The sequence below is a fragment of the Geodermatophilus sp. SYSU D00663 genome (assembly GCF_054050655.1).
The window spans coordinates 1-22,650 of the sequence record NZ_JBJGZT010000008.1 but is presented as its reverse complement, the minus strand read 5'-3'; the positions used below and the strand labels follow the sequence as shown (position 1 = coordinate 22,650).

Sequence of the window (22,650 nt, the reverse complement as noted above, 5' to 3'; positions counted from 1 at the left end):
CCCGGGGAGGACGACGGGCCGCCGGGCGTGCCCGTGCCGGTCAGCCGCCGGCCAGCCAGGCGGCCGCGGCGTGCCGGTAGCGCTCGATGCCCTTGTAGGCGGCCATGTCGTCGGGCAGCTCGGTGAGCACGGCGGCCGTCCTCCGCCGCCACTCGGGGACGGCCGCGAGCTCGCGGAGGGACAGCAGGTGGGTGCGGATGAGGAAGCAGACGGCGTTCGAGACGCCCAGGCGCAGCAGGTGCTGCACCTCAACCCGCAGGTGCAGCCGGTCGGGCAGCGCTGGGTCGTCGACCACGAGTCGCCTCTCCCGGCCCCACTCCGGGTAGGTCTCCGTGGAGGTGTCCAGGCGCCGGTCCACGGTCATCGTCCAGTTGGTCCGGCGGTAGGCGTCGCCGGGCTGCAGGCGCATGAGGAACTGCTCGGCGCGGGCGACCACGCCGGTCTCGTGGACCCGCGGCACCGGCCCGTGGACCTCCAGGAAGCGCATGCCGACGTCGAACCCCAGCGACCAGTCGGCGGCGAAGGTGGCCAGCCCGGCGTCGGCCCACAGCGAGCCCTCGCGCTGGTCGAGCAGGACGACGTCCTCCTGCACCTGGCTGCCGAGGAAGGCCAGCGGACCGCCGGGCAGCGAGTCGTCGTCACCGAGGACGAAGGACGACGACGTCCCGAGCAGGTCGTTGCGCCAGTGCCACCGGTCGCCGCGCCGGTGCAGCGCCATCACGTCGGGACGGGTGGCCGCGAGCTCCGCCAGCAGCGTGGCCAGCGCGTCCCAGGCGGCGACGCGCATGTGCGGCAGCTGGGCGCAGCGGGAGGGATCGGCGGCCAGCACGTCCCGGCGGACCGCGAGCTCGAGCGCGTAGTCGTCGTCGACGTCGATCACGTGCTCGCCCCAGGTGCCCGCGGCGGTCCCCACCGGGCGGCGGGCCGGCTCGACGTTGGTGGCGTAGCGGTAGGCGTCGGCCGGGAAGGGGAACGGGAAGCGGGACACCCGTGGCGGCAGCGTCGTGGTCACAGGTCCAGCTCCAGGTCGTCGTCGAGGCTGCGCGAGACGCAGCACACGACCGCGTCGCCGGCGGCGCGCTCGGTCTCGGACAGGTACAGGTCGCGGTGCAGCGGCCGGCCGGAGACGACCGGGACACGGCACTCGCCGCACACGCCCTGGCGGCACATGCTCGGGACGGCGACGCCGGAGCCCTCCAGCGCCGCGAGCAGGCTGACGCCGGCGGGCACGGGCACCCGGACGCCGGAGCGGGCCAGGTGCGCGGTGAACGGCTCCCCCGGGTCGAGGTCGGCGGCGGAGAACCGCTCGGCGTGCACGCGCGCGGGCGGCCACCCCAGCTCGGTCGCCGTCCGCTCGACGAACTCGAGGAGCGGCGCGGGGCCGCACACGTACACGTGCGTGCCGATCGGCCGGTCGGCGAGCACCGCGGCGACGGCGTCGAGCATCGCCGGCGTGGACTCGTGCACGGCGAGGCGGTCCCCGCACAGGGCCGCCAGCTCCTCGTGGTGCGCACCCGCACCCGGCCGGTGGCCGTAGACCAGCTCGAACGAGCGCCCCCAGCGGACCGCGGCCCGGGCGTGGGACAGCATCGGGGTGATCCCGATGCCCCCGGCGACCAGCACGTGGTGCCGCGCGCTGGCGACCGGGGCGAAGGCACTGCGCGGCCGGGAGACGGCCACCCGGTCGCCGACGGCGAGACCGTGCACGAACGCGGAGCCGCCCCGGCCGTCGGGGCACAGCAGCACCGAGATCCGGTACTCCTGGCCCGGCGCGCCGTCCCCGGTGAGCGAGTAGGCGTTGCGCCGCTCCCCGCAGGTGAGCACCACGTGGCTCCCGGGCGCATACCCCGGGAGGAGGGCGTCGTCCGGGTGGCGCAGGACGAGCGTCCGGATGCCGGGTGCGGCATCGGCGACGGCGGCGACCTCGAGCTGCGGCGGCAGGGCCTCCCCCGGTGCCGCCGTCGGCGGCGCGGGCAGGACGGCGGTCACGCGACCTCCTCCGCGTCGGCCATGAAGCCCAGGTAGGCGCCGGTGCGCCGGGCGACGTGCGCGTACACGTGCAGCCGGCGGGCACAGCCCCGGCAGGGCACCTCGGCGCCGACCGGGACCTCTGCCTCGGTGGTGACCCGACAGTGCGCGCAGTGCACGCGCTTGCGGTCCGCGCCGGTGACCGCCGCGCGGATCTCCGCGTCGAGGAGCCCGAGGCCGGTGGCGACCGCGCGGGCGGCGAGGACGTCGACCTCGGGCCCGGAGAGCATGAGCCGCCAGCCGACCCGGGCTGCGCGCACCTGGCCGGCGAGGGCCGCCAGCGTCGCGTCGTCGGCCCGCTCGGCGACGAGGCTCCAGACCACCCGTCCGGCCGGCGTGGCGGCGAGCCAGTCCGCGACGATCTCCCGCCCGCGGTCCCCGAAACCCAGCACGGAGACGGTGCGGCCGGCGGGGTCCACCGGCGGCACGCTCGCCGGCCAGCGCGGGACGCTCGTGTGTTCGGCTCCCACGGCCGGTCAGGGGGCGAAGGAGCGGTGGCCGGTGTAGAAGCCGAGCGCGCGGTCCGGCGTCTCGAAGCGGATCCGCGAGCCGGCGGGGAAGAACAGGACGTCCTTCGGCCGCGCGACGACCTGCTGACCGGAGTCGAGGTCGGTGAGGTGGAACTCGCCCTCGACGACGACCTTCATCTCGTCGTAGGTGTACTCGTAGTCGAGCGGCGCGCCGGCGAAGAGCTCGAAGAAGCCGCTGCAGATCGCCGCCCCGCCGGGGTTGGCGAAGACGTCACCGATGTGGGCGCGCACCCCCTCGACCTCCATGCTGGGCAGCCCCAGCGAGCCTCCGGTGACGTGGCCGATGGTGCCGGTGACGGGCACGGGTCCTCCCCAAGAGTCGTCCACTGATGTGAAACGGAGGCTACGAGCGGTGGACCCTCCTTCGGGTTACCCGTCCGTTACGTTCTCGTCGCCGGGCGGTTCGGACGAGCGCACGCGACCTAGGCTCGCCGGGTGGAGGTCTCCCCCGGTCCCGGCGCGCACGACGACGCGCCGAGCGGTCATCTCGAGGACGTCATCGCGCTGCGCGTGCGGGAGTTCCGGCTCGCGCAGGGCATCTCGCTGGCGGAACTGGCCCGACTGACCGGCATGAGCAAGGCCATGCTGTCCAAGATCGAGAACGCGCAGACCTCCTGCAGCCTGTCCAGCCTCGCCCGCCTCGCCGAGGCGCTCGCCGTGCCGGTCACCGCACTGTTCCGGGGCATCGACGCCGAGCGGGAGGCCGTCTTCACACCCGCCGGACACGGATCGCAGATCGTCCGCCGCGGCAGCAACGTCGGCCACCTCTACCAGCTGCTGGGGTCCCTGCGGGGCGAGCACAAGCGGCTGGAGCCGCTCCTGGTCACCCTCACCGAGGCCAGCGAGGTGTTCCCCCTGTTCCAGCACCCGGGGACGGAGTTCCTGCACATGCTGGAGGGGGTCCTGGTCTACGGGCACGGCGAGGCGCGGTACGAGATGCGCGCCGGGGACTCCCTCGTCTTCGACGGCGAGGGGCCGCACGGCCCGGTCGAGCTCGTCGAGCTGCCGGTCCGCTTCCTCAGCGTCACGGCCTACGGCCACCTGACCTGATCCTCCTCACCCCCGGACACGCGGGAGGCCGGTCCCGCGGCGCGGGACCGGCCTCCGTCGTCCGTGGACGGTCAGTGCGGCGTGCCGCTCCCGGTGCGCGGGGCCGGCGCGGAGCCCGCGACCAGCCGCTCGGCCGAGGCGACGACGGCCTCGGGGGTCGGGCCGCTCCCCGGGGTGTGCACGGCGCCCTCGAGGTCGTAGGCGACCTCGGCGTGCTCGGTCAGGTCGAGACCGGCGAGCTCGCCCTCCTTCGACACCCGCAGGCCCACCGTGTGCTTGACGACCAGGGCGATCAGCAGGCTGACGACGAAGGAGTAGGCGACGACCGCCACGACGGCGACGGCCTGCATGCCGAGGAGCCCCAGCCCCCCGCCGTAGAACAGGCCGGCCCGACCACTGGGCGCCTCGGCGGAGCCGAACAGGCCGACCAGGAGGGTGCCGACGACGCCGCCGACGAGGTGGACGCCGACCACGTCCAGGGCGTCGTCGTAGCCGAAGCGGTACTTCAGCGCGATGGCCAGCGGGCAGACCGCACCGGCGATGGCCCCGACGGCCAGGGCGCCGAGCGGCGTGACGGCGCCGCAGGCCGGGGTGATGGCCACCAGCCCGGCGATGGCGCCGGACATCCCGCCGAGGGTGGTGGCGTGACCGTCGCGCAGCCGCTCCACCAGGAGCCAGGCGAGGATCGCCGCGCAGGTGGCGTTGAACGTCGTCAGCATGACGACCGAGGCGCTGTTGCCCGCGGCCAGGGCCGACCCGCCGTTGAAGCCGAACCACCCGAACCACAGGATCCCGGCGCCGAGGGCGACGAAGGGCAGGTTGTTCGGCCGGGCCTGCCGGGGCCAGCCGGTGCGCTTGCCGACCACGAGCACCAGGGCGAGGGCGGCCACGCCCGCGTTGATGTGGACGGCCGTGCCGCCGGCGAAGTCCACGGCGCCGAGCGTGTTGGCGATCCAGCCGCCCTGGACGCTGCCGTCGGCGGAGTCGAAGGCGAACACCCAGTGCGCGACGGGGAAGTAGACCAGCGCCGCCCAGAGCCCGGTGAACAGCAGCCACGGGCCGAACCGGACGCGGTCGGACACCGCGCCGGCGATGAGGGCGGTCGTGATGACGGCGAACAGGGCCTGGAACACCGCCACCAGGGCCGGCGGCAGGGCGGCCGCCTCGTCTCCGGCCACGAGGTCACCGAGACCGAGGTACTCGGTGACGTCCCCCAGCAGGCCCAGGCTCCCGTAGCTGTTCCCGAAGACCGCGGAGAAGCCGAAGAGGGTCCACAGGACGCCGACGACGGCGACGGCTCCGAACACCATCATGATCATGTTCAGGACCGAGCGGGACCCGACCATGCCGCCGTAGAAGAGCGCGAGGCCCGGGACCATGAGCGCGACCGCCATCGTGGCCGCGAGGATGAATGCAGTGCTGCCGACGTCCACGGCACACCTTTCGTCTACTGACAGTGGTCACTGTTCGGCAGCAGTAGACGGTCCGAGTGTTGCCCCCGCGCTCTCCGCAGGTGACTTCCGTGTGACATGCCCGGTCGCCTCGAGCGCTCCGGCGGCGACCGGGTGCGGACGTACCCGGTCAGACGTTGAAGCGGAACTCCACGACGTCGCCGTCCTGCATCACGTAGTCCTTGCCCTCGATGCGGACCCAGCCGCGGGAGCGGGCCTCGGTCATGGAGCCCGCCTCCATGAGCTGGTCGTAGGAGACGACCTCGGCCTTGATGAAGCCGCGCTGGAAGTCGGTGTGGATGACACCGGCGGCCTGCGGGGCGGTGGCGCCGACCGGGATGGTCCAGGCGCGTGCCTCCTTCGGGCCCGCCGTCAGGTAGGTCTGCAGGCCCAACGTCCGGAAGCCGACCTTCGCCAGCTGGTCCAGGCCCGGCTCGCTCTGCCCGATCGACTCCAGCAGCTCGGCGGCCTCCTCGGCGGGGAGCTCGGCGAGCTCGGCCTCGGTCTTGGCGTCGAGCAGGATCGCCTCGGCCGGCGCGACCAGCGCCCGCAGCTCGGAGATCAGCTCCTCGTTGGCCAGCTCGTCGGCGTCGACGTTGAAGACGTAGAGGAAGGGCTTGGTCGTCAGCAGCGTCAGCTCGCGCAGCGGCGCGGGGTCCACCCCGGCGGCGAACAGCGTCTTCCCCGTGTTCAGGACCTCGACGGCGGACTGCGCCGCCGACAGCAGCGCGGCCCGCTCCTTGTCCTTGCGCGACTCCTTCTCCAGCCGCGGGATGGCCTTCTCCAGCGTCTGCAGGTCGGCGAGGACGAGCTCGGTGTTGATCGTCTCGATGTCGTCGGCCGGGTCGACCTTGCCCTCGACGTGCACGACGTCGGGGTCGCTGAACACGCGGATCACCTGGCAGATCGCGTCGCTCTCGCGGATGTTGGCGAGGAACTTGTTGCCCAGCCCCTGCCCCTCGCTGGCGCCGCGCACGATGCCGGCGATGTCCACGAACGACACCGTCGCCGGGACGACCTTCTGCGAGTCGAACAGCTCGCCCAGCTTCCCCAGCCGCTCGTCGGGCACGCCGACGACGCCGACGTTCGGCTCGATGGTGGCGAAGGGGTAGTTGGCCGCCAGGACGTCGTTCTTGGTCAGCGCGTTGAACAGCGTCGACTTGCCGACGTTGGGCAGCCCGACGATCCCGATGGTGAGACTCACGGGAGTCCAGCCTACGGGTCCGCCCGGAGCGCGGACGACGAGCGGCGGGTCCCTGCCGGCTCGGGTGGAACACGTGCGACGCTCGTCACACCACCGAGACCAGGAGGTCCCGTGACCCTGACGACGACGTCACGCCACGCCACCGCCACCGGCCCGCTGCCCGCGCACACCCGCGTGGCGATCGTGGGCAGCGGCTTCTCCGGCATCGGCACCGCCGTCGCCCTGCAACGCGCCGGCATCGACGACTTCGTCGTCCTCGAGCGCGCCGACAGCCTGGGCGGCACCTGGCGCGACAACGAGTACCCGGGCGCCGCCTGCGACGTCCCCAGCCACCTCTACTCGTTCTCGTTCGCGCCCAAGCGGGACTGGTCGCACGTCTACTCGCGGCAGCCGGAGATCCGCGCCTACCTGGAGGACGTCGCCACCCGGCACGGCGTGCTGCCGCACCTGCACTGCGACACGGACGTCGTCTCCGGCCGGTGGGACGACGACGCGCTGGTCTGGCACCTGGAGACCTCGCGCGGCCGCCTCACCGCCGACGTCCTGGTGAGCGGCGCCGGCGGCCTGGTCGAGCCGCACCTGCCCGACGTCCCGGGCATCGGGACGTTCCAGGGCCCGTCGTTCCACTCCGCCCGCTGGGACCACTCGGTCGACCTGGCGGGCAAGCGGGTCGCCGTCGTCGGCACCGGCGCCTCGGCCGCGCAGTTCGTGCCGGAGCTGCAGAAGACGGCGGCCGAGGTGGTCGTGTTCCAGCGGACGCCGCCGTGGGTGGTGCCGCGGCAGGACCGCCCCTACACCGAGCGCGAGCACCGGCTGTGGGCACGCGTCCCGGCGCTGCTCCGGCTGGCCCGGGGCGGGCAGTACCTGGCGCGGGAGGCCCGGCTCGGCATGTGGACCGGCAGCGGCCGGCTGCGCGGCTTCGTCACCAGGCAGGCGCTCGCGTTCCTCGAGCAGCAGGTGCCCGACCCCGAGCTGCGCGTCAAGCTGACGCCCGACTACGCCATCGGCTGCAAGCGGGTGATCGTCAGCGACGACTACCTGCGGTCGCTCACGCAGCCGAACGTCGAGGTGGTCGCCTCGCCGGTGGCGGAGGTCCGCCCGCACGCGGTGGTCGACGCCGACGGCACCGAGCACGAGGTCGACGTCGTCGTGTACGGCACCGGCTTCCGCGCCATGGACATCCCGCTCGGGCACCGGCTGGTCGGCCGCGAGGGTCGGACCCTGCGCGAGGAGTGGGACCGCGACGGCGTCCGCGCGCACCGCGGCACCACCGTCGCCGGCTTCCCCAACCTGTTCCTGCTGCTCGGGCCGAACACCGCGCTCGGCCACACCTCCGTCGTCCTGATGATCGAGGCGCAGATCGGCTACGTCGTCGCGGCGCTGGAGCGGATGCGGGAGACCGGCGCCGGCGCGCTGGAGGTCCGCCGCTCGGCGCAGGACGCCTACGACGCCCGGATGCAGGCCGAGCTCACCGACACCGTGTGGAACGCCGGCGGCTGCCGCTCCTGGTACCGCGACGAGCAGGGCCGCAACTTCACCCTGTGGCCGACGCACACGTACACGTTCATGCGGGAGATGCAGCGGTTCGACGCCGACGCGTACGAGCTGCGCGCGGCCCCCCGCGTCCCCGTCCCCGCCTGACCTCGTCCCCGCCCGACCTCGCCGCCGCCCGACCCTGGAGCCCCCGACCCCCATGCGCACCTCCACCGCCGCCGCCGGTCTCGCCGTCCTCGCCGCCGGGGCCGTCGTCGCCCGCCGCCGCGCCGCCCGTCCCGCCGTCGCCCAGGCCCCTGCCCCCGAGCCGGCTCCCCCGCTGCGCGGCCGCGTCCGGACCGTGACCACCGAGGACGGCGTCGACCTGCACGTCGAGGAGTTCGGCGCCGAGCGGCCGACGGCGACCGTGGTCCTCGCGCACGGCTACGTGCAGTCCTCGCGGCTGTGGGCCGGCCAGGTCCGCGACCTGCTGGAGGCCCGCCCGGACCTGCGGGTGGTCACCTACGACCACCGCGGCCACGGCGCCTCCGGCCCGACGCCGCGGGAGCGCGCCACCATCGACCAGCTCGGCCGCGACCTGGCCGAGGTGCTCGACGCGGTCGCCCCGGACGGGCCGGTCCTGCTCGGCGGCCACTCGATGGGCGGCATGACGCTCATGGCGCTGGCCGAGCAGCGGCCCGAGCTGTTCGGCGACCGCGTCGCCGGCGTCGCGTTCGTGGGCACCAGCTCCGGCGGGCTGGACGCGGTCACCTGGGGGTTGCCCGGGCCGGTGGCGAAGGTCGTCAAGCGGGCCCTGCCGGTGCTCAACGAGCGGGCGGTCCGGGCCGAGCAGGCCGGCAAGCCGCGCGCGGTCGGCAGGGCCGACATGTGGCTGATCTTCAGCGGCGCGGCCGACCCGGCGGACCTGCAGGCGGCGATGGAGGTGCACCGCGCCTGCTCGGCCGAGACGGTGGCCGCCTTCCTGCCCACCTTCTCCGACCACGACCGCGCCACGGCGCTCGAGGCGCTGGCGGAGGTCCCGACGCTGGTCGTCGTCGGCGACGCCGACAGGCTGTGCCCCGTCGAGCACAGCCGGACGCTCGCCGCGGCGCTGCCCACCGCCGAGCTCGCCGTCTACCCGGGCGCCGGGCACATGGTGCAGTTGGAGTGCCGTCCCGAGGTCAGCCGCCGGCTGCTCGCGCTCCTCGACCGGGCCCTCGCCGCGGCCGCGGCGCCCGTGCTCGAGGAGCGCAGCGCCTGAGGAGGTCTCAGCGCGACCGGTCGTAGCCGAAGAAGCCGCGCTTCTTGATCAGCGCGGCCACCTCGGGCGGCACCATCGCCTCCCAGCCGGTGTCCTCGGTCGGGATCCGCCGGAGCACGTCCCGGCTGAGGATCGGCAGGTGGTCGGGCTTGTGGTCGAGCCCGACGAAGCTGCCGCGCCGGTTCAGGTAGTCGAACAGCGGCCGCAGCTGCTCGGCCACCTCGAGGGTGTCGACGGTGACCACCTGGCCGTCGCGCAGCATGGGGTAGACGAACAGCCGCAGGTCGTTCTTGAACAGCCGGCCGAAGCTCTCGAGGATGCCGCCGGGCAGCCCGGCGTGCCGGTCCTCGTCGAACAGCTCGAGGAGGCTGGGCAGCCCCATGACCATGCCGATCCGGCCGTCGGTGCGCCAGGCCAGGTAGGCGGCGAGCCGGTGGTGGGCCAGGTAGTCCGAGATCAGCACCGGCAGGCCGCAGGCGGCGAGCAGGTCGGCCCGGGCGAGGAAGTCCCGCCGGTCGACGACGTCCCCGCCGGCGCGCAGGTTGGCCATGGTGAGCTCGGCGAGGACGAGCACCTCGCGCTCGGCGACCGCCGGGTCCCGCTCGAAGGCGGTGCGGGCCGCCTCGAGCATGTCGAGGTTGACCACCGTCGGCGGGCGGAAGCTGCCGCGCTCGACCAGGATCGCCTTCTTGCGCAGCGCCTCGCTGGGCTGCAGCACCTTCCGGTCGGGCCCGAACATGGCCGCGCCGGAGAGCCCGACCTGCACGAGCTTGAGCGCCATGACCCGGTTGTCGACCATCCGGAACTCGATGCCGCTCATCTCCAGCAGGTCGATCTCGATCCGGCCGGTGGTCAGCCGGTCGAGCAGGCTCTCCACCAGGCGGTCGGGCTCGTGGTGCTGGAAGAAGGCGGCGTGCAGCAGGTTCACGCCGACGATGCCGAGCGCCTCCTGCTGCTGCGGTGCCTCGTCGTCGAGCATCCGCACGTGGACGACGACCTGGCTGGGTTCGTCGCGCGGGTGGGCCTGGAACTTCACACCCATCCAGCCGTGGCACTCGTTGCCGCCGCGGTAGCTGCGCGCGACGACGGTGTCGGCGAAGGCGAAGAACGACGTGTCGTCGCCGCGCTGGTCGCCGAGCCGGTCGACGTTGAGCTGGAACTCGCGGTCGAGCATCGCCTGCAGCCGGCCCTTGGAGACGTAGCGGTCGGCCTTGCCGTAGACGGCGTCGCTGACCGCCATGTCGTAGGCCGACATCGACTTGGCCACCGTGCCCGCCGCGCCGCCGGCGCGGAAGAACCACCGGGCGACCTCCTGCCCGGCCCCGATCTCGGCGATCGTGCCGTACCAGCGCAGGTCCAGGTTGATCTGCAGGGCCTTCTGCAGCGTGTCGACACCGGCGTCCATGGGGCACCTCCGGGTGCGGTCCGGGTGCTGCGCGAGCGTAGCCACCTGTGACCCACATCACCTCCCGCGACATCGCCGCAGGCACCGCCGTCGATCCCCTGGGAGGCGGTCAGGCGGCGGGAGCGAGCAGGGGTGCCGGGGTGGTGATCTCGGTGCCGTCAGGCCGGTAGGAGCGCCATCGGCCGTCCGGTCGTCGTTCCACCCGGAAGCCGTGGTGGACCTTGGTGTGGTGGCGCTCGCAGAGCAGCGCCGAGTTCTCCAGCGAGGTGTCGCCGCCGTCGATCCAGTGGACCAGGTGGTGGACGTCGCACCACCACGTCGGGGCGCCGCAGCCGGCGAACACGCACCCCCCGTCACGGAGCTCGGCGGCCTTGCGGATGTGGCGGCTCACCAGCCGCCGCTCGCGGCCCAGGTCCAGCGGTGCGCCGTCGGGACCGAACACCACCCGGGACACCGCCCCGTCGCAGGCCAGCCAGCGGGCGCGGGCGGCGGAGATGGCGGCGCCGAAGCCCATCCGTCCGGCGTTCGGCCGCCCGTGCGGATCGGCCAGGTCCGCCACGTCGATGACGACGGCGACCTGCGGCCTGTGCCCGCGCAGCTGCGGCAGCGACCCGGCGGCCAGGGCGTTGTCGGCCACCTGCACCAGCGCGTCGCCGAGGCGCTGGGCGCGGCTGCGCTCGTCTCCGGCCGGCCGGTCGGCCTGCACGTGCGCCTCCAGGGCGGTCTGCAGCCTCTCCCCGCCGACCGCGTCCAGGTGCCCGCGGATCGTGAGGGAGCCGTCGGCGTGCCGGGCCAGCGTCAACGACCGCCCCTCGGTCGGGTCCGGTTCCGGCCCGTCGGGATCGAGGTCGTTGCAGTAGTGCTGCACCACCGCGACGAGGTCGGGGTGCGACTGCTCGACCGCCACACCGGTGAGCACCGCGTCGACCGCCGCCAGGTCCACCCCGGCGGCCGCAGCTGCGGTGAGGCGTTCGGGTGTCACCGCCTTCGCCGCGACGGCGACCTGGTCGGCGGACACGAGACCGGCGTCGTGCGCCTCGGCGAGAGCCGGCAGGTGCTCCAGCGCCCGCCCGGTGCGCACCAGGCGCGACGCCTCCGCCGTCGACAGCCGGCAGTGCCCGCGCAGCCACGACGCCATCGACGCCAGCCCGTCCCGCTCCGGCGCCTGGGACAGCTCCGCGGCACGGACCGCGCGGGCCAGGCGGGCGTCGATCCGGTTGCGCTCGGCGACCAGCGCGGCGACGTCCTCGAGGACGTCACCGCTCCCGGCTCACCCGAACACATGTACGAAGTCTAGTGGGTTCGACGACCGCCTGCATCCTGAACCCGCAGGTCAAACGCCTGTCAACAGATCCGCGCCCGCCATTGACAGTCGGCCGCCCGGCCGGCCACCCGCCGGAGCCCGGGTGTCAGTGCGAGGGACACGGCCAGCGACGCCGCCGCGAACACCGCCATCGCGGCCCCCGGCTGGACGGCGTCGCCCAGCACCCCGGCCAGCACCGCGAACACCCCCTGCCCGGTCAACCGCGTCGCGGACTCGACACCGAGCACCTGGCCGCGCAGGCCGGGCGGCGTGAGCACGACGAGCCACTCCTGCTGCGCGAGCGACGCGGCGTAGCCGACCGAGGCGAGCGCCACCAGCACGACGGCGACCGGCACGGACGGCCCGAGCGCGAAGGCGAGGAACGGCGCGGCCAGCAGCAGCCGCAGCGCGGCGTTCGACCGCCGCCGGCCGGCCGGGGTCAGGAACCGCCCGACCACCAGGTCGCCGGTCGTCATGCCGACGGCGCCGGCCGCCAGCAGCCAGCCGCCCCGCTCCCCCGCGTACGGCACGAACAGCGCCTCGCAGCCGACGACCAGCCCGTTCGGGACGCACAGCGCCGCGAGCAGCGTGCGCGTGTCCCGCCGTGCCAGCAGCAGGCGGTTGCCGCGCAGCGTCTCCGCCAGACCGGTCCCCCCGCGCCGGCGCGGCGGCCGCTCGGCCAGCCCGAACCGGAGCACCGGCACGGCGGCGGCGGACACGACCGCGGCCACCACGAACACCTGCGTCGTCGTCAGGGCGGTGAGCAGCAGGCCGCCGGCCGCGAAGCCGACCACCTGGAAGGCGCCGCCCGCGACGTTCACCGTCGACCGGGCCAGCGGGAACGCCTCGGCGGGCACGAGCTCCGACAGCAGCCCCCAGCGCGCCCCCGACCCCACCGAGACCACGTACGCCGTGGCGACGACGAGCAGCAGCCGCACCGCGGGGTCCAGGCCGGGCAGCGCCTGCAGACCCAGCGCCACGGTGGACAGCGCCCCGACGAGGACCAGCGTGCGCCGCGGCGGGCCGGCGTCCGCCGCCGACATGAGCGTCGTCGCGCCGAGGGCCTGCGCCACCGACGGGCCGGACACCGCCAGCGCCGTGAGCAGCGCCGAGCCGGTCTGCCGGTGCACCAGCGTGGCCAGGGCCAGCGACGACGTCGTCGCGGCCGTCGTCGTCAGCGCGGTGCCGGTCCACAGCGCCCGGAACTCCGGGAGGGCGAACAGCGCCCGGTAGGTGAGCACGTCAGGACCGTGCGGCGCGGGACGCCCCCGGCCCACACTTTCGCCTACGGTCGAAAGGTGGGTGAGTTCATCGTCGACGCCGACGTCATGGCGCGCGCCCGCTTCGGCACCTCGCAGCTCACCGAGACCCTCGCCGGGCTGCGGCTGCTGCTCTCCCGGCAGGTCCCGCCGTGGCACCGCCCCTGGCGCGACACCCACGCCGCCGCGCTGCGCGACCGCCTCGACGCCGACCCGGTCGGCGCCGCCCTGCTCCGCGCCGCGTTCGGCGCCACCTGGACCGCCGACTTCCTCACCGTGCCGCCCGCCGCGCCCGACCTCGCGCTCGACGAGGAACTGGCCCCCCTCGAGTCGCTCGACGACGACGCCGTCCGCGCCGACCTCGAGGTGGCCACCGGACCGGTGCCGCCCGCGCTGCACGGCACCGGCCTCGCCCGCACCGCCGCGGACCTGCTGCGCTGGACGTGGGAGCACACGATCCGCGACGAGTGGCCGCGGCGGCTCCGGGTGCTGCGCGCCGACGTCGTCGCGCGGACCGCCCGGCTGAGCCGCGAGGGCTGGTCGGGTGCGCTCGACGGCATCGCGCCCGGGGTCCGCTGGCTCCGGGACGGCCGGCTGCAGGTCAACGCGCACCCCTACCCGCCGCGCGACGTCCGCGGCCGCGACCTGCTGTTCATCGCCGCGCACAGCCGCGGCAGCTGGGTGAGCTGGCGGCTGCCGGACACCTACGCCGTCGTCTACCCGGTCACCGGCACCCTGGCGTCGGGCCCCGCCCCGCTGCCCGAGCCGCTGGTCCGCCTGCTCGGCCGCAACCGCGCCCGCGTCCTCACCGCGCTCGACGCGCCGCGCAGCACCAGCGCGCTGGTCGCCGGGACCGGCCTGCCGCTGGGCAGCGTCGGCGGGCACCTGCGGGTGCTGCTCGACGCCGGCCTGCTCGAGCGCCGCCGGTCGGGACGCGAGGTCCTCTACTGGCGCAGCGGCGCCGGCGAGGCCCTCCTCGAGGCCGCCGGGTGACCCGCGCTCAGCCGGAGCCGGGGCCGGGGAGCAGGCCGCGCTCGACGGCGACCATCACCGCGCGGGTGCGGTCGTCGACGCCGAGCTTGGCGAACACCCGCAGCAGGTGGGTCTTCACCGTGGCCTCGCCGATGTACAGCTCCCGGCCGATCTCGGCGTTGGTCAGCCCGCGCGCGACCCCGGCGAGCACCTCGAGCTCCCGCGGCGTCGGCTCCTCCGCCGCGGGCGCCCGCATGCGGGAGACAAGCCGGGCGGCCACCGGCGGCGCGAGCACGGTCTCCCCGCGGGCGGCCGCCCGGACGGCGTCGGCCAGCTGCGGCAGCGGCGCGTCCTTGAGCAGGTAACCGGTCGCCCCGGCGGCGACGGCGCGCACGATGTCGGCGTCGGTGTCGTAGGTGGTCAGCACCAGCACCCGGACGCCGGGGTGCGTGACGGCCAGCCGCTCGATCGCGGTGACGCCGTCCATCCGCGGCATCCGCAGGTCCATGAGGACGACGTCGGGCCGCGTCGCGGCGACCTGCGCCAGGGCCTCCTGCCCGTCACCGGCCTCCCCGACGACGTCGAGGTCGGGCTGCGCGGTCAGCCAGCCGACCAGCCCGCCGCGCACCACCGGGTGGTCGTCGACCACGAGCACGCGGATCACGGGCCGGGCACCCGCACGGTCACCCGGGTGCCCGAGCCCGGCACCGAGGCCACGTCGACCTCGCCCCCGACCTGCGCCACCCGCCCGCGCAGGCCGTCGAGCCCGGACACCGCGACCGACGACGGGTCGAAGCCCACGCCGTCGTCCTCGACGTTCACCGACACCTGCCCGCCGACCCGCGCCAGCCGCAGCACCACAGCGGTGGCGTCCGCGTGCCGCCGGACGTTGGTCAGCGCCTCCTGCGCCCCGCGCAGCAGCACGACCTCCTCGTCGGTGCGCAGCCCGGTCCCCCCGTCCAGCGCCTGCGTGTCCACGCGCACCGGCAGCCCGGTCTCGCGGGCGAACCGGCCCGCGAGGTGCTCCAGCGCCTCCACCAGCGTCGAGCCGTCCAGCGCCACCGGCCGGAACGCCGCGACCACCGCCCGCGCCTCGGCCAGGTTGTCGCGGGCGACCTCCTCGATCACCGCCAGCCGCTCGCGGGCGGCGGCGGGGTCGGAGGAGACGAGCGCCGCCGCGGTCTGGGACAGCACGACGATCGACGTGTAGCCCTGCGCCAGGGTGTCGTGCACCTCCTGCGCCAGCCGCTCCCGCTCGGCCAGCACCCCGCGCTCGCGCTCGGCGGCCGCGAGCTCCGACCGGGTCGCCTCCAGCTGCGCGATCAGCGACGCGCGCTCGGCGCTCTCGTGCAGCACCCGGCTGATCCAGACGCCCAGCGCCAGGCTGAAGCCGATGCCGATGCCGGTCTCGAGCAACACGTCGGCGGCGCTGCGGTCCGAGGCCGCGCCCAGCACCGGGCCGGCCGCGCTGGCCAGCCCGAGCAGCAGGGTCCAGGTGACGCCGGTGAGGGTGCCCTGGACGGCGAACCAGACCTGGGGGTAGGCGAGGAAGAGCAGGAACAGCAGCCCCGGCGCCACCCAGCCGAGCAGGGCGAACGCGGTGACCAGCACGAGCAGGTAGGCCACCGCCCGCCGCCGCGCTCCCCGGCCGATCGCGGGGACGCCGAGGACGGCGTACGCGACGGCCAGCCCACCCAGCACCGCCAGCGCCGCCGCGCGCCGGTCGTCGTCGACGGCGTCCCCGGCGGTCGCGGACACCACGGCCAGGCCCCACACGACGGTGGAGATCACGTGCACGCCGGTGACGGTGGCCCGCCAGCCGCGCTCGGGCAGCGGCTCGCCGCCGTCGTCCCGCGGGGGGACGACGGCGGCGGCCAGGCGGCGGGTCAGGCTCACGCGGCCCGGCGCCAGCGGAAGGTCCGGGCGCACACCACGGCACCGATGATCACCCACGCGGCCAGCACCAGGGCAGTGGTCCCGTGCTCCCAGCTGCCGGCCTGCTCGGCGACGGCGGCGGAGTCGGGCAGGAACACCGACCGCATGCCCTGCACCATCCACTTGAGCGGGAACAGCGCCGCGACCTGGTCCATCCAGGCCGGCAGGTCCGAGCCGATGAAGAAGACGCCGGAGATGAACTGCAGGACGACGGCGAAGGCGGGGATCCCGGCGCCGGCCGACCGCGAGCTGCCGATGAACGAGGCCACCGCGAGGCCGAGGACGGTGCCGGCCAGGATGCCGAGGACGACGACCCAGCCGAAGGTCAGCCACCGCGAGGCCTCGGTGGGCAGCGGGACGTCGTAGGCGTAGGCGGCCACCACCAGCAGCAGGGCCAGCTGGACGACGGTCGTGATCACGACCTGGCCGGCCTTGCCGATCGCGTAGGCCAGCGCGGGCGTCCCGAGCGTCTGCAGCCGGGCGAGGTCGCCGCGGTCGCGTTCCTCGGTGACCGCGGTGCCCACGGCCTGGAAGCTGGTCAGCATGACGCCGGTCGCGGCGATCCCGGCGAGGAAGTACTGCCGGAAGCCGACCCCCGGCACGACGACCTCGTCGCCGAAGACCGACCCGAAGATCACCAGCATGATCACCGGGTAGGCGAAGGAGAAGACCACCTGCCCGGGGTCGCGGGCGAACAGCCGCAGCTCCAGGCCGATGCGGGCCAGCCCGATGGCGGCGGCCGAGGGCGGGGCGGGACGGGTGGCGGGGGTGGTGCGGACGGCGGTCATCGGTCCTGCCCCTCCGGGGTGGCGACCATCCGGAGGTAGACGTCCTCCAGGCCGGGACGGGTGACGGTCAGGCCGGGGACCTCGCCGGTCGGCGAGGCCGCGACCAGGTCGCGCAGCAGGGCGGCCGGCTCCGGGGTGGTGACCTCGCGGAGCTCACCGCCCTCCAGCCAGCGGACGGTGGCCACCCGCCGCAGCTCGGCGCCGAGCTCGTCGGGCGGGGCGACGTCGACCAGCCGGCCCGCGGTGATGACGCCGACCCGGGTGGCGAGGTGCGCGGCCTCGTCGAGGTAGTGGGTGGTGAGCAGCACGGTGGTGCCGCGGTCCCGCAGACCCTCGACCAGCGTCCAGAACGAGCGCCGGGCCACCGGGTCCATCCCGGTGGTGGGCTCGTCGAGGAACAGCAGCTCCGGGCGCCCCTGCACGCCGAGCGCCACCTCCAGCCGGCGCCGCTGGCCGCCGGAGAGCCGGTCCACCCGGGTCCGGGCGGACCCGGTCAGCCCGACGTCGTCCAGCAGCTCCCCGGTCGGCACCGGCGTCGCGTGGTAGCGGGCGAAGTGCTCGAGGGTCTCCCGCACGGTGAGCGCGTTGCCGCCGCCGGTGCTCTGGCCGACGACGCCGGTCCGGTCGCGCCAGGCCCGGCCGGCGCGGGCCGGGTCCTGCCCGAGCACGCTGACGTCGCCGCCGTCGCGGCGCCGCACGCCCTCCAGGATCTCGACGGTCGTCGTCTTGCCCGCGCCGTTGGGTCCGAGCAGGGCGAACACCTCGCCGCGCCGGACCTCGAGGTCGAGGTCGTCGACCACCGTCCGGTCGCCGTACCGCTTGACCAGTCCGCGCACGCGGACCGCCGTGTCGTCGTCGCGCGCCGCGGCCGTGCCGGCCGGGGCGGGGGAGGTCGCTGTCACGACCCGAGCCTGTCGCCGCGCACCGGCAGCCGGGACGGCCTCGCGGTGGGTCCTTGCGTCCACCGGTCGGTGGACGGCCGGGGTCCCCCGGTCAGGTCCCGGTGCCGAGCACCGGCCGCCCGGCCAGGGCGTTGACCACCTCGACGGCGTCGTCCCACCAGCGCTCGTAGTGGTACGGGTCGGCGTTGCGCTGGGTGCGGTGCGCGGCGATCGTCGGCGGCAGCGCCTGCCAGCCCGGGACCTCCTGCAGCGCCAGGAAGAAGTTGGTGGCGCTGGTGGTGGGGTCCATCCGGTCCTCGTAGGAGCCCCAGGCGCCGTTGTCGCGCTGCTGGAACAGCCCCCGGGAGTCGGGCCCGGCGGCGTCGCCGCGGTCCAGCACCAGCAGCGAGGACTCCCCCATCGCCGTCATGACCCCGATGACCTGCGCGCAGGCGTCCAGGCCCAGCACCGCGGCCGCGTTCACGATCGCCGCGGCGTTGGCCAGCTGCTCCCCGCCGTACCCGGCGACCGGCCCGCCCGGCACGGCGGCCGGGTCGACCCGCACCCCGGGCCCGGCGGCCGCGCAGTCCGCCGACCGCGGCGGCGTCGTCACCTGGCGCACCACGAGGAACGCCGCCAGCAGCACCAGGACGCCGACGACGAGGGCCGCCACCTGCCGCTGCCGGGGCGGGGCGGCCTCCGGCGTCTGCACACACCGGTCAACGGACGGCGGGCCGCGGAGGTCCCCGGAGGGTCCACGGCCGCGTCCGGAAACCGCCGGTCCCCGGCTCCGACCGGTGCCATGCTCGGGATCGTGCTCTCCCCCCTCGACGCCGAACGCTGCTACCGCGCGGTCGCCAGCCGCGACGCCCGGTTCGACGGCTGGTTCTTCACCGCGGTGCGCACCACCGGCATCTACTGCCGCCCCTCGTGCCCGGCGCGCACGCCGGCGGCCGCCAACGTCTCCTTCTTCGGCACCGCCGCCGGCGCCCAGGCCGCGGGCTACCGCGCCTGCCGCCGCTGCCGGCCCGACGCCGTCCCCGGCTCGCCCGAGTGGGACGTGCGCGCCGACGTCGTCGCCCGCGCCATGCGGCTGATCGCCGACGGCGAGGTCGAGCGCACCGGCGTGCCCGGGCTGGCCGCCCGGCTCGGCTACTCCGAGCGGCAGGTGCACCGCCTGCTGGTCGGCGAGCTCGGCGTCGGCCCGCTGGCGGTGGCCCGCGCCCAGCGAGCGCAGACCGCCCGGGTCCTGGTCGAGACCACCGACCTGCCGATGGCCGACGTCGCCTTCGCCGCCGGGTTCGCCAGCATCCGGCAGTTCAACGACACCGTCCGCGAGGTCTTCGCCTGCACCCCGACCGAGCTGCGCGGCCGCCGTCCGGGCACGGTCGGCGGGACACCGGGCTGGCTGACCCTGCGGCTGGCCGCCCGCGCCCCGTTCGACGCCGCCGAGGTGCTGCACTTCCTCGGCGCGCACGCGGTCCCGGGCCTGGAGGAGTGGGACGGGACGACGTTCTCCCGCGTCCTCGACCTGCCCGCCGGTCCCGGCGTCGTCCGGCTGTCCCCCGCCGCCGACGGCGGCGCCGCGGTGACCGCCCGGCTGCTGCTCACCGACCTGCGCGACCTGCGCGCCGCCGTCCCCCGCTGCCGGCGGCTGCTGGACCTCGACGCGGACCCCGCCGCCGTCGACGAGGTCCTCGGCGCCGACCCGGCGCTGGCCCCGCTGGTCGCCGTCGCGCCCGGCCGCCGGGTGCCCGCCTCCCCCGACGCCCCGGAGTCGGCGGCGCGGGCGGTGCTCGGCCAGCAGGTGTCGGTCGCCGGCGCCCGCACGCTCACCACGCGGGTGCTGACGCTGGCCGGGACGCCGCTGGCCGAGCCGGTCGGCACCCTCACGCACGCCTTCCCCCGGCCGGAGGCCCTGGCCGACGCCGACCTGTCCGCCGTCGGCCTGACCGGGGCCCGCCGCCGCACGCTGGGCGGCCTGGCCGCCGCGCTCGCCGACGGGCGGGTGGTCCTCGACCCCGGCTGCGACCGCGAGGCGGCCGCCCGCGACCTGCTGGCGCTGCCCGGCATCGGGCCGTGGACGGCGGCGCTGGTGGTGATGCGCGGCCTCGGCGACCCCGACGTGTGGCTGCCCGGTGACCTCGCGCTGCGCCGCGCCCTTGCCGCCCTCGGCAGCTCCGACGCCGAGGCCGCCGGGCGCTGGCGGCCGTGGCGCTCGTACGCCGCGGTGCACCTCTGGGCGCTCGCGGCGCCCACACTGTTCACCCGCTCCCCCGCCGATCGGAGTGCGTCATGACCCCGTCCGCCCGCTACGCGACCGTGGCCACCCCGCCCGGTCCCTTCACCGTCGTCGTCACACCCGGGCCCGACGGCGGCGACGTCGTCCTGGCCGCCGGCTGGACCGGCGACGTCGCCGAGCTGCTGCCCGTCGTGCACCGCGCGCTGCGGCCCACCTGGGTCGAGCGGGTGGAGCACCTGCCGGTCCTCGACGTCGTGGAGGCGCACGCCGCCGGCGACGTCGGCGCGATCGACACCGTCCCCGTCCGGCAGCGCTCCGGGCCGTTCCTCGAGGACGCCTGGGAGGTGCTGCGGACCGTGCCGCCGGGGCAGCCGGACACCTACGCCGAGTTCGCCGCCCGCTGCGGCCGCCCCTCGGCGGTGCGGGCCGCGGCCAACGCGTGCGCCCGCAACGCCGCCGCGCTGTTCGTCCCGTGCCACCGGGTGCTCGGCTCCGACGGCGGGCTGGGCGGCTTCCGCTGGGGCACGCCGGTCAAGCGCTGGCTGCTCGACCACGAGGCGGCACACGCCCCGGTCCCCGTCGACGCCTGAAAAGGAGGACCCCCCTGCCCCCCGCAGGCTCGCGGCGGACCCTGCAGGGGGGCCACGGGAGGTGGGACGGGGCCGCCTCCCGGGAGTTGTCGGCCGGGTGTTGCACCCTGCTGTCCGTGGACGCTGCCTCCCTCCTGCTCGGTCTGCTCCTCGGGGTGCTGCTGGGGGCGGCCGTGACCCTCGGGGTGGTCGCGCTGCTGGCCCGCCGCCGCCCCGCCGAGGCCGGGCTGGACCCGCTGCACGAGTCGCTGGACCACCTGCACCGGCTGCTCGCCGGCATGGAACAGGCCCGGGCCACCGCGCACGGCGAGCTGCGTGAGCAGATGGGCACCGTCGGGCAGACCAGTGCGATGCTGCGCCAGGAGACCGCGGCGCTGGTCACCGCGCTGCGCACGCCGCACGTCCGTGGCCGCTGGGGCGAGATCCAGCTGCGCCGGGTGGTCGAGGTGGCCGGCCTGCTCGAGCACTGCGACTTCGTCGAGCAGCCGTCGTCGACCAACGACGAGGGCGCCGGCGTCCGGCCCGACCTCGTGGTCACCCTCGCCGACGGCCGGCAGGTCGTCGTCGACGCGAAGGTCCCCTTCACCGGCTACATCGAGGCCACCCAGGCGACCGAGGAGACGGTGCGGGTGCAGCGGGTCGCCGCGCACGCCCGGCAGCTGCGCGCGCACGTCGACGCCCTCGCCCAGCGCCGCTACCCCACCGCGTTCCGCCCGGCCGCGCCGTTCACCGTGCTGTTCGTCCCCTCCGACGGGTTCCTCACCACCGCCCTGGAGGCCGAGCCCGGCCTGCTCGAGTACGGCTTCGGCCGCGACGTCGTCATCGCCACTCCGAGCACGCTGCTCGCGCTGCTGCGCACGGTGGCGCACTCCTGGCGGCAGGAGCGCCTGGCCCGCGACGCCGACCAGGTCATCGAGACCGGCCGCCGGCTGCACGCCCGGCTCACCACGCTCTCCGGCCACCTCACCCGCCTCGGCTCGGCGCTGGGCTCGACGCTGACCCGCTACAACGAGACGGTCGGCTCCTACGAGCGCTCCGTGCTCGCCGCCGCGCGCCGCTTCGACGACCTCGGCGTCGGCGAGACGCCGGTGCCCGTCCCGGCGGAGGTCGAGGCGGTGGTCCGGCAGCTGCGGCCGGCCGCGGAGGACCTGCCCCTCCCCGACGACGCCGACGACGCCGACGACGCCGACGACGCCGCCGCCGCTCCCCCGCTGCGCTGGCGGCTGCCCGAGGGGCGCTGAGCGTCCTCCCCGCGGGTCGTCCCGCCCGGCCCGGGCGACACGCCCGTCACACCCACCCCGCGGCTCACCCAGAGTTGCCAAATCGACAGGCCGACCTGTCGCGCGTCGAGCCCGGCAACTCCCCCTGCTGGCGGCTCCCCGTCGCTACCGTGAGGACCGACAGCGGCCCGGAGGGGCCAGGACGTCCGGACCGGGAGGTACGCCATGGCCTCGGCGAGCACTGCCGACACCTGGCGGGACAGCGGGGTGGGTGCGCAGCGCCCCTACGCCGGCCCGCGCGCGGGGCGTCCCGACGCCACCGGCCCGGACCGCTCGCTGCGCATGGGCCTCCCGCCGGTGCCGCCGCCCCCGCCGCGCGGCCGCCCCGGCGACCGTGGCGCCGGCCGCGGCGCCGTCCCGGCGCGCCCGCCCGTCGAGGCCCGGCCCGTGGCCCGCCCTCCGGCCGCGCGTCCGGCGCAGCAGCGCACCCCCCACCCGGGCGTCCACCCGCTCGCCGAGCGTCCCGAGCCCGCGACGCCGCCCCGCGCCCACGGCACCCGTGCCGCCGCGCGCGCGGCCGGGCGGGCCGCCGCGGAGCCGACCCAGGGGAGCCGGATGCGCGGCCTGCTCGTCGTCCTCGGCGTCTTCGTCATCACCCTCGCCGGGGGCGCCGTCGACTCGTTCCTCGGCACGGGCCTGGGCACGCTGACCCTCGTCACGCTGGTCGCGGCCGCCGCCGTCGGCACGCTGCTGGTGCGCCGCCGCGACCTGCTCTCGGTCGTCGTCGCGCCGCCGCTGGTGTTCGTGGCGGTCGCGCTGGTCAACATCGGCCTGGCGCCGTCGGCGACGTTCAGCCTGCCGACGCTCGCGACGGTGCTCATCCGCGGCTTCCCCACGATGGCCGTCGCCACCGCCGTGGCCCTGGTCCTGGCGATCGTCCGCTGGGCCGCCCGGCGCTAGACGCCTCCCGGCCCCCCCCCCCCCCCCCCCCGGCCGGGGGGGGGGGGCGGGGGGCCCCGGGGCCATGGGTCCCGCGCGGGGGGGTGGCGCGGCCCCGG

General features: G+C 75.9%; 22 protein-coding genes. 8 read left to right on the top strand and 14 right to left on the bottom strand.

Translation table 11 applies throughout. The features are described from left to right. Positions 1-40: 40 nt before the first annotated feature. From ACI79Z_RS07820 to ACI79Z_RS07805, 4 genes are read right to left on the bottom strand one after another with little or no spacing between them, the layout of a single operon-like run. Complete coding sequence (locus ACI79Z_RS07820; RefSeq protein WP_456902255.1) at positions 41-1,012, bottom strand: heme-dependent oxidative N-demethylase family protein; 972 nt, start codon at positions 1,010-1,012, stop codon at positions 41-43. Next, complete coding sequence (locus tag ACI79Z_RS07815; protein WP_456902254.1) at positions 1,009-1,989, bottom strand: PDR/VanB family oxidoreductase; 981 nt, start codon at positions 1,987-1,989, stop codon at positions 1,009-1,011. Before ACI79Z_RS07815 ends, ACI79Z_RS07820 begins: the two co-directional genes overlap by 4 nt. After that, the gene (locus tag ACI79Z_RS07810; RefSeq protein WP_456902253.1) at positions 1,986-2,447 is read right to left on the bottom strand and encodes a dimethylamine monooxygenase subunit DmmA family protein; all 462 of its coding nucleotides are present in this window, start codon (positions 2,445-2,447) and stop codon (positions 1,986-1,988) included. Before ACI79Z_RS07810 ends, ACI79Z_RS07815 begins: the two co-directional genes overlap by 4 nt. A 57-nt stretch (positions 2,448-2,504) precedes the next feature. Next, entirely contained in the window at positions 2,505-2,861 is a 357-nt protein-coding gene (locus ACI79Z_RS07805; protein WP_456902252.1) for a cupin domain-containing protein, read from the bottom strand. A 132-nt stretch (positions 2,862-2,993) separates the two neighbouring features. Here ACI79Z_RS07805 and ACI79Z_RS07800 point away from each other — a divergent pair, with 132 nt between their 5' ends. Continuing rightward, positions 2,994-3,608 carry a helix-turn-helix domain-containing protein gene (locus ACI79Z_RS07800; protein ID WP_387986507.1) on the top strand — a complete coding sequence of 205 codons (615 nt, stop codon included), beginning with the start codon at positions 2,994-2,996 and terminating at the stop codon, positions 3,606-3,608. A gap of 71 nt (positions 3,609-3,679) precedes the next feature. On the opposite strand, the gene ACI79Z_RS07795 is transcribed toward ACI79Z_RS07800, so the two are convergent. Then, complete coding sequence (locus ACI79Z_RS07795; protein WP_456902251.1) at positions 3,680-5,041, bottom strand: ammonium transporter; 1,362 nt, start codon at positions 5,039-5,041, stop codon at positions 3,680-3,682. Positions 5,042-5,189: 148 nt separating this feature from the next. Continuing rightward, on the bottom strand, positions 5,190-6,263 hold the full coding sequence (ychF, locus tag ACI79Z_RS07790) for a redox-regulated ATPase YchF (protein WP_387986513.1): 1,074 nt from the start codon (positions 6,261-6,263) through the stop codon (positions 5,190-5,192). A 111-nt stretch (positions 6,264-6,374) separates the two neighbouring features. On the opposite strand from ychF, the gene ACI79Z_RS07785 reads away from it, so the two are divergent. Both ACI79Z_RS07785 and ACI79Z_RS07780 read left to right on the top strand, forming a co-directional pair. Then, positions 6,375-7,904, top strand: coding sequence for a flavin-containing monooxygenase (locus ACI79Z_RS07785; RefSeq protein ID WP_456902250.1), 1,530 nt, complete (start codon positions 6,375-6,377; stop codon positions 7,902-7,904). 52 nt (positions 7,905-7,956) lie between these two features. Further along, the gene (locus tag ACI79Z_RS07780; protein ID WP_456902249.1) at positions 7,957-8,997 is read left to right on the top strand and encodes an alpha/beta fold hydrolase; all 1,041 of its coding nucleotides are present in this window, start codon (positions 7,957-7,959) and stop codon (positions 8,995-8,997) included. Positions 8,998-9,004: 7 nt separating this feature from the next. Here ACI79Z_RS07780 and ACI79Z_RS07775 read toward each other — a convergent pair whose 3' ends face one another. From ACI79Z_RS07775 to ACI79Z_RS07765, 3 genes are all read right to left on the bottom strand, one after another. Beyond that, a complete protein-coding gene (locus ACI79Z_RS07775) occupies positions 9,005-10,402 on the bottom strand; it encodes a TonB-dependent receptor (RefSeq protein WP_387986522.1) in 1,398 nt (465 codons plus the stop codon). 109 nt (positions 10,403-10,511) lie between these two features. After that, positions 10,512-11,636 carry a DUF222 domain-containing protein gene (locus tag ACI79Z_RS07770; RefSeq protein ID WP_456902364.1) on the bottom strand — a complete coding sequence of 375 codons (1,125 nt, stop codon included), beginning with the start codon at positions 11,634-11,636 and terminating at the stop codon, positions 10,512-10,514. A 110-nt stretch (positions 11,637-11,746) separates the two neighbouring features. Then, positions 11,747-12,946, bottom strand: a complete 1,200-nt coding sequence (locus ACI79Z_RS07765) for an MFS transporter (RefSeq protein ID WP_456902248.1) — start codon at positions 12,944-12,946, stop codon at positions 11,747-11,749. A 57-nt stretch (positions 12,947-13,003) separates the two neighbouring features. Between ACI79Z_RS07765 and ACI79Z_RS07760 the strand changes: the two genes are divergently transcribed. Further along, complete coding sequence (locus tag ACI79Z_RS07760; protein ID WP_456902247.1) at positions 13,004-13,957, top strand: helix-turn-helix domain-containing protein; 954 nt, start codon at positions 13,004-13,006, stop codon at positions 13,955-13,957. A 7-nt stretch (positions 13,958-13,964) separates the two neighbouring features. Here ACI79Z_RS07760 and ACI79Z_RS07755 read toward each other — a convergent pair whose 3' ends face one another. From ACI79Z_RS07755 to ACI79Z_RS07735, 5 genes are all read right to left on the bottom strand, one after another. Continuing rightward, positions 13,965-14,600, bottom strand: coding sequence for a response regulator (locus tag ACI79Z_RS07755; RefSeq protein ID WP_387986532.1), 636 nt, complete (start codon positions 14,598-14,600; stop codon positions 13,965-13,967). Then, positions 14,597-15,832, bottom strand: a complete 1,236-nt coding sequence (locus ACI79Z_RS07750; protein ID WP_456902246.1) for a sensor histidine kinase — start codon at positions 15,830-15,832, stop codon at positions 14,597-14,599. The genes ACI79Z_RS07755 and ACI79Z_RS07750 overlap by 4 nt, the downstream gene beginning before the upstream one ends. Next, on the bottom strand, positions 15,829-16,659 hold the full coding sequence (locus ACI79Z_RS07745; protein WP_387986537.1) for an ABC transporter permease: 831 nt from the start codon (positions 16,657-16,659) through the stop codon (positions 15,829-15,831). Before ACI79Z_RS07745 ends, ACI79Z_RS07750 begins: the two co-directional genes overlap by 4 nt. Next, positions 16,656-17,561 (bottom strand): ABC transporter ATP-binding protein, encoded by a 906-nt coding sequence (locus ACI79Z_RS07740; RefSeq protein WP_456902245.1) that lies wholly within the window; start codon positions 17,559-17,561, stop codon positions 16,656-16,658. Before ACI79Z_RS07740 ends, ACI79Z_RS07745 begins: the two co-directional genes overlap by 4 nt. A 91-nt stretch (positions 17,562-17,652) precedes the next feature. After that, entirely contained in the window at positions 17,653-18,252 is a 600-nt protein-coding gene (locus ACI79Z_RS07735) for a hypothetical protein (RefSeq protein ID WP_456902244.1), read from the bottom strand. Between the two features lie 102 nt (positions 18,253-18,354). Between ACI79Z_RS07735 and ACI79Z_RS07730 the strand changes: the two genes are divergently transcribed. From ACI79Z_RS07730 to ACI79Z_RS07715, 4 genes are all read left to right on the top strand, one after another. Beyond that, positions 18,355-19,839 (top strand): AlkA N-terminal domain-containing protein, encoded by a 1,485-nt coding sequence (locus ACI79Z_RS07730; protein ID WP_456902243.1) that lies wholly within the window; start codon positions 18,355-18,357, stop codon positions 19,837-19,839. Further along, positions 19,836-20,372 (top strand): methylated-DNA--[protein]-cysteine S-methyltransferase, encoded by a 537-nt coding sequence (locus ACI79Z_RS07725; RefSeq protein WP_456902242.1) that lies wholly within the window; start codon positions 19,836-19,838, stop codon positions 20,370-20,372. Before ACI79Z_RS07730 ends, ACI79Z_RS07725 begins: the two co-directional genes overlap by 4 nt. Positions 20,373-20,488: 116 nt before the next feature. Beyond that, on the top strand, positions 20,489-21,613 hold the full coding sequence (locus tag ACI79Z_RS07720) for a DNA recombination protein RmuC (RefSeq protein WP_456902241.1): 1,125 nt from the start codon (positions 20,489-20,491) through the stop codon (positions 21,611-21,613). 204 nt (positions 21,614-21,817) lie between these two features. Further along, positions 21,818-22,552, top strand: a complete 735-nt coding sequence (locus ACI79Z_RS07715; protein ID WP_456902240.1) for a DUF6542 domain-containing protein — start codon at positions 21,818-21,820, stop codon at positions 22,550-22,552. Positions 22,553-22,650: the final 98 nt, after the last annotated feature.

What these genes read in the sequence shown, in the direction of transcription:
- ACI79Z_RS07780 (WP_456902249.1), top strand. Translation starts at nt 7,957, where the DNA reads ATGCGCACCTCCACCGCCGCCGCCGGTCTCGCCGTCCTCGCCGCCGGG.
- ACI79Z_RS07775 (WP_387986522.1), bottom strand. Translation starts at nt 10,402, where the DNA reads ATGGACGCCGGTGTCGACACGCTGCAGAAGGCCCTGCAGATCAACCTG.
- ACI79Z_RS07745 (WP_387986537.1), bottom strand. Translation starts at nt 16,659, where the DNA reads ATGACCGCCGTCCGCACCACCCCCGCCACCCGTCCCGCCCCGCCCTCG.
- ACI79Z_RS07725 (WP_456902242.1), top strand. Translation starts at nt 19,836, where the DNA reads ATGACCCCGTCCGCCCGCTACGCGACCGTGGCCACCCCGCCCGGTCCC.
- ACI79Z_RS07715 (WP_456902240.1), top strand. Translation starts at nt 21,818, where the DNA reads ATGGCCTCGGCGAGCACTGCCGACACCTGGCGGGACAGCGGGGTGGGT.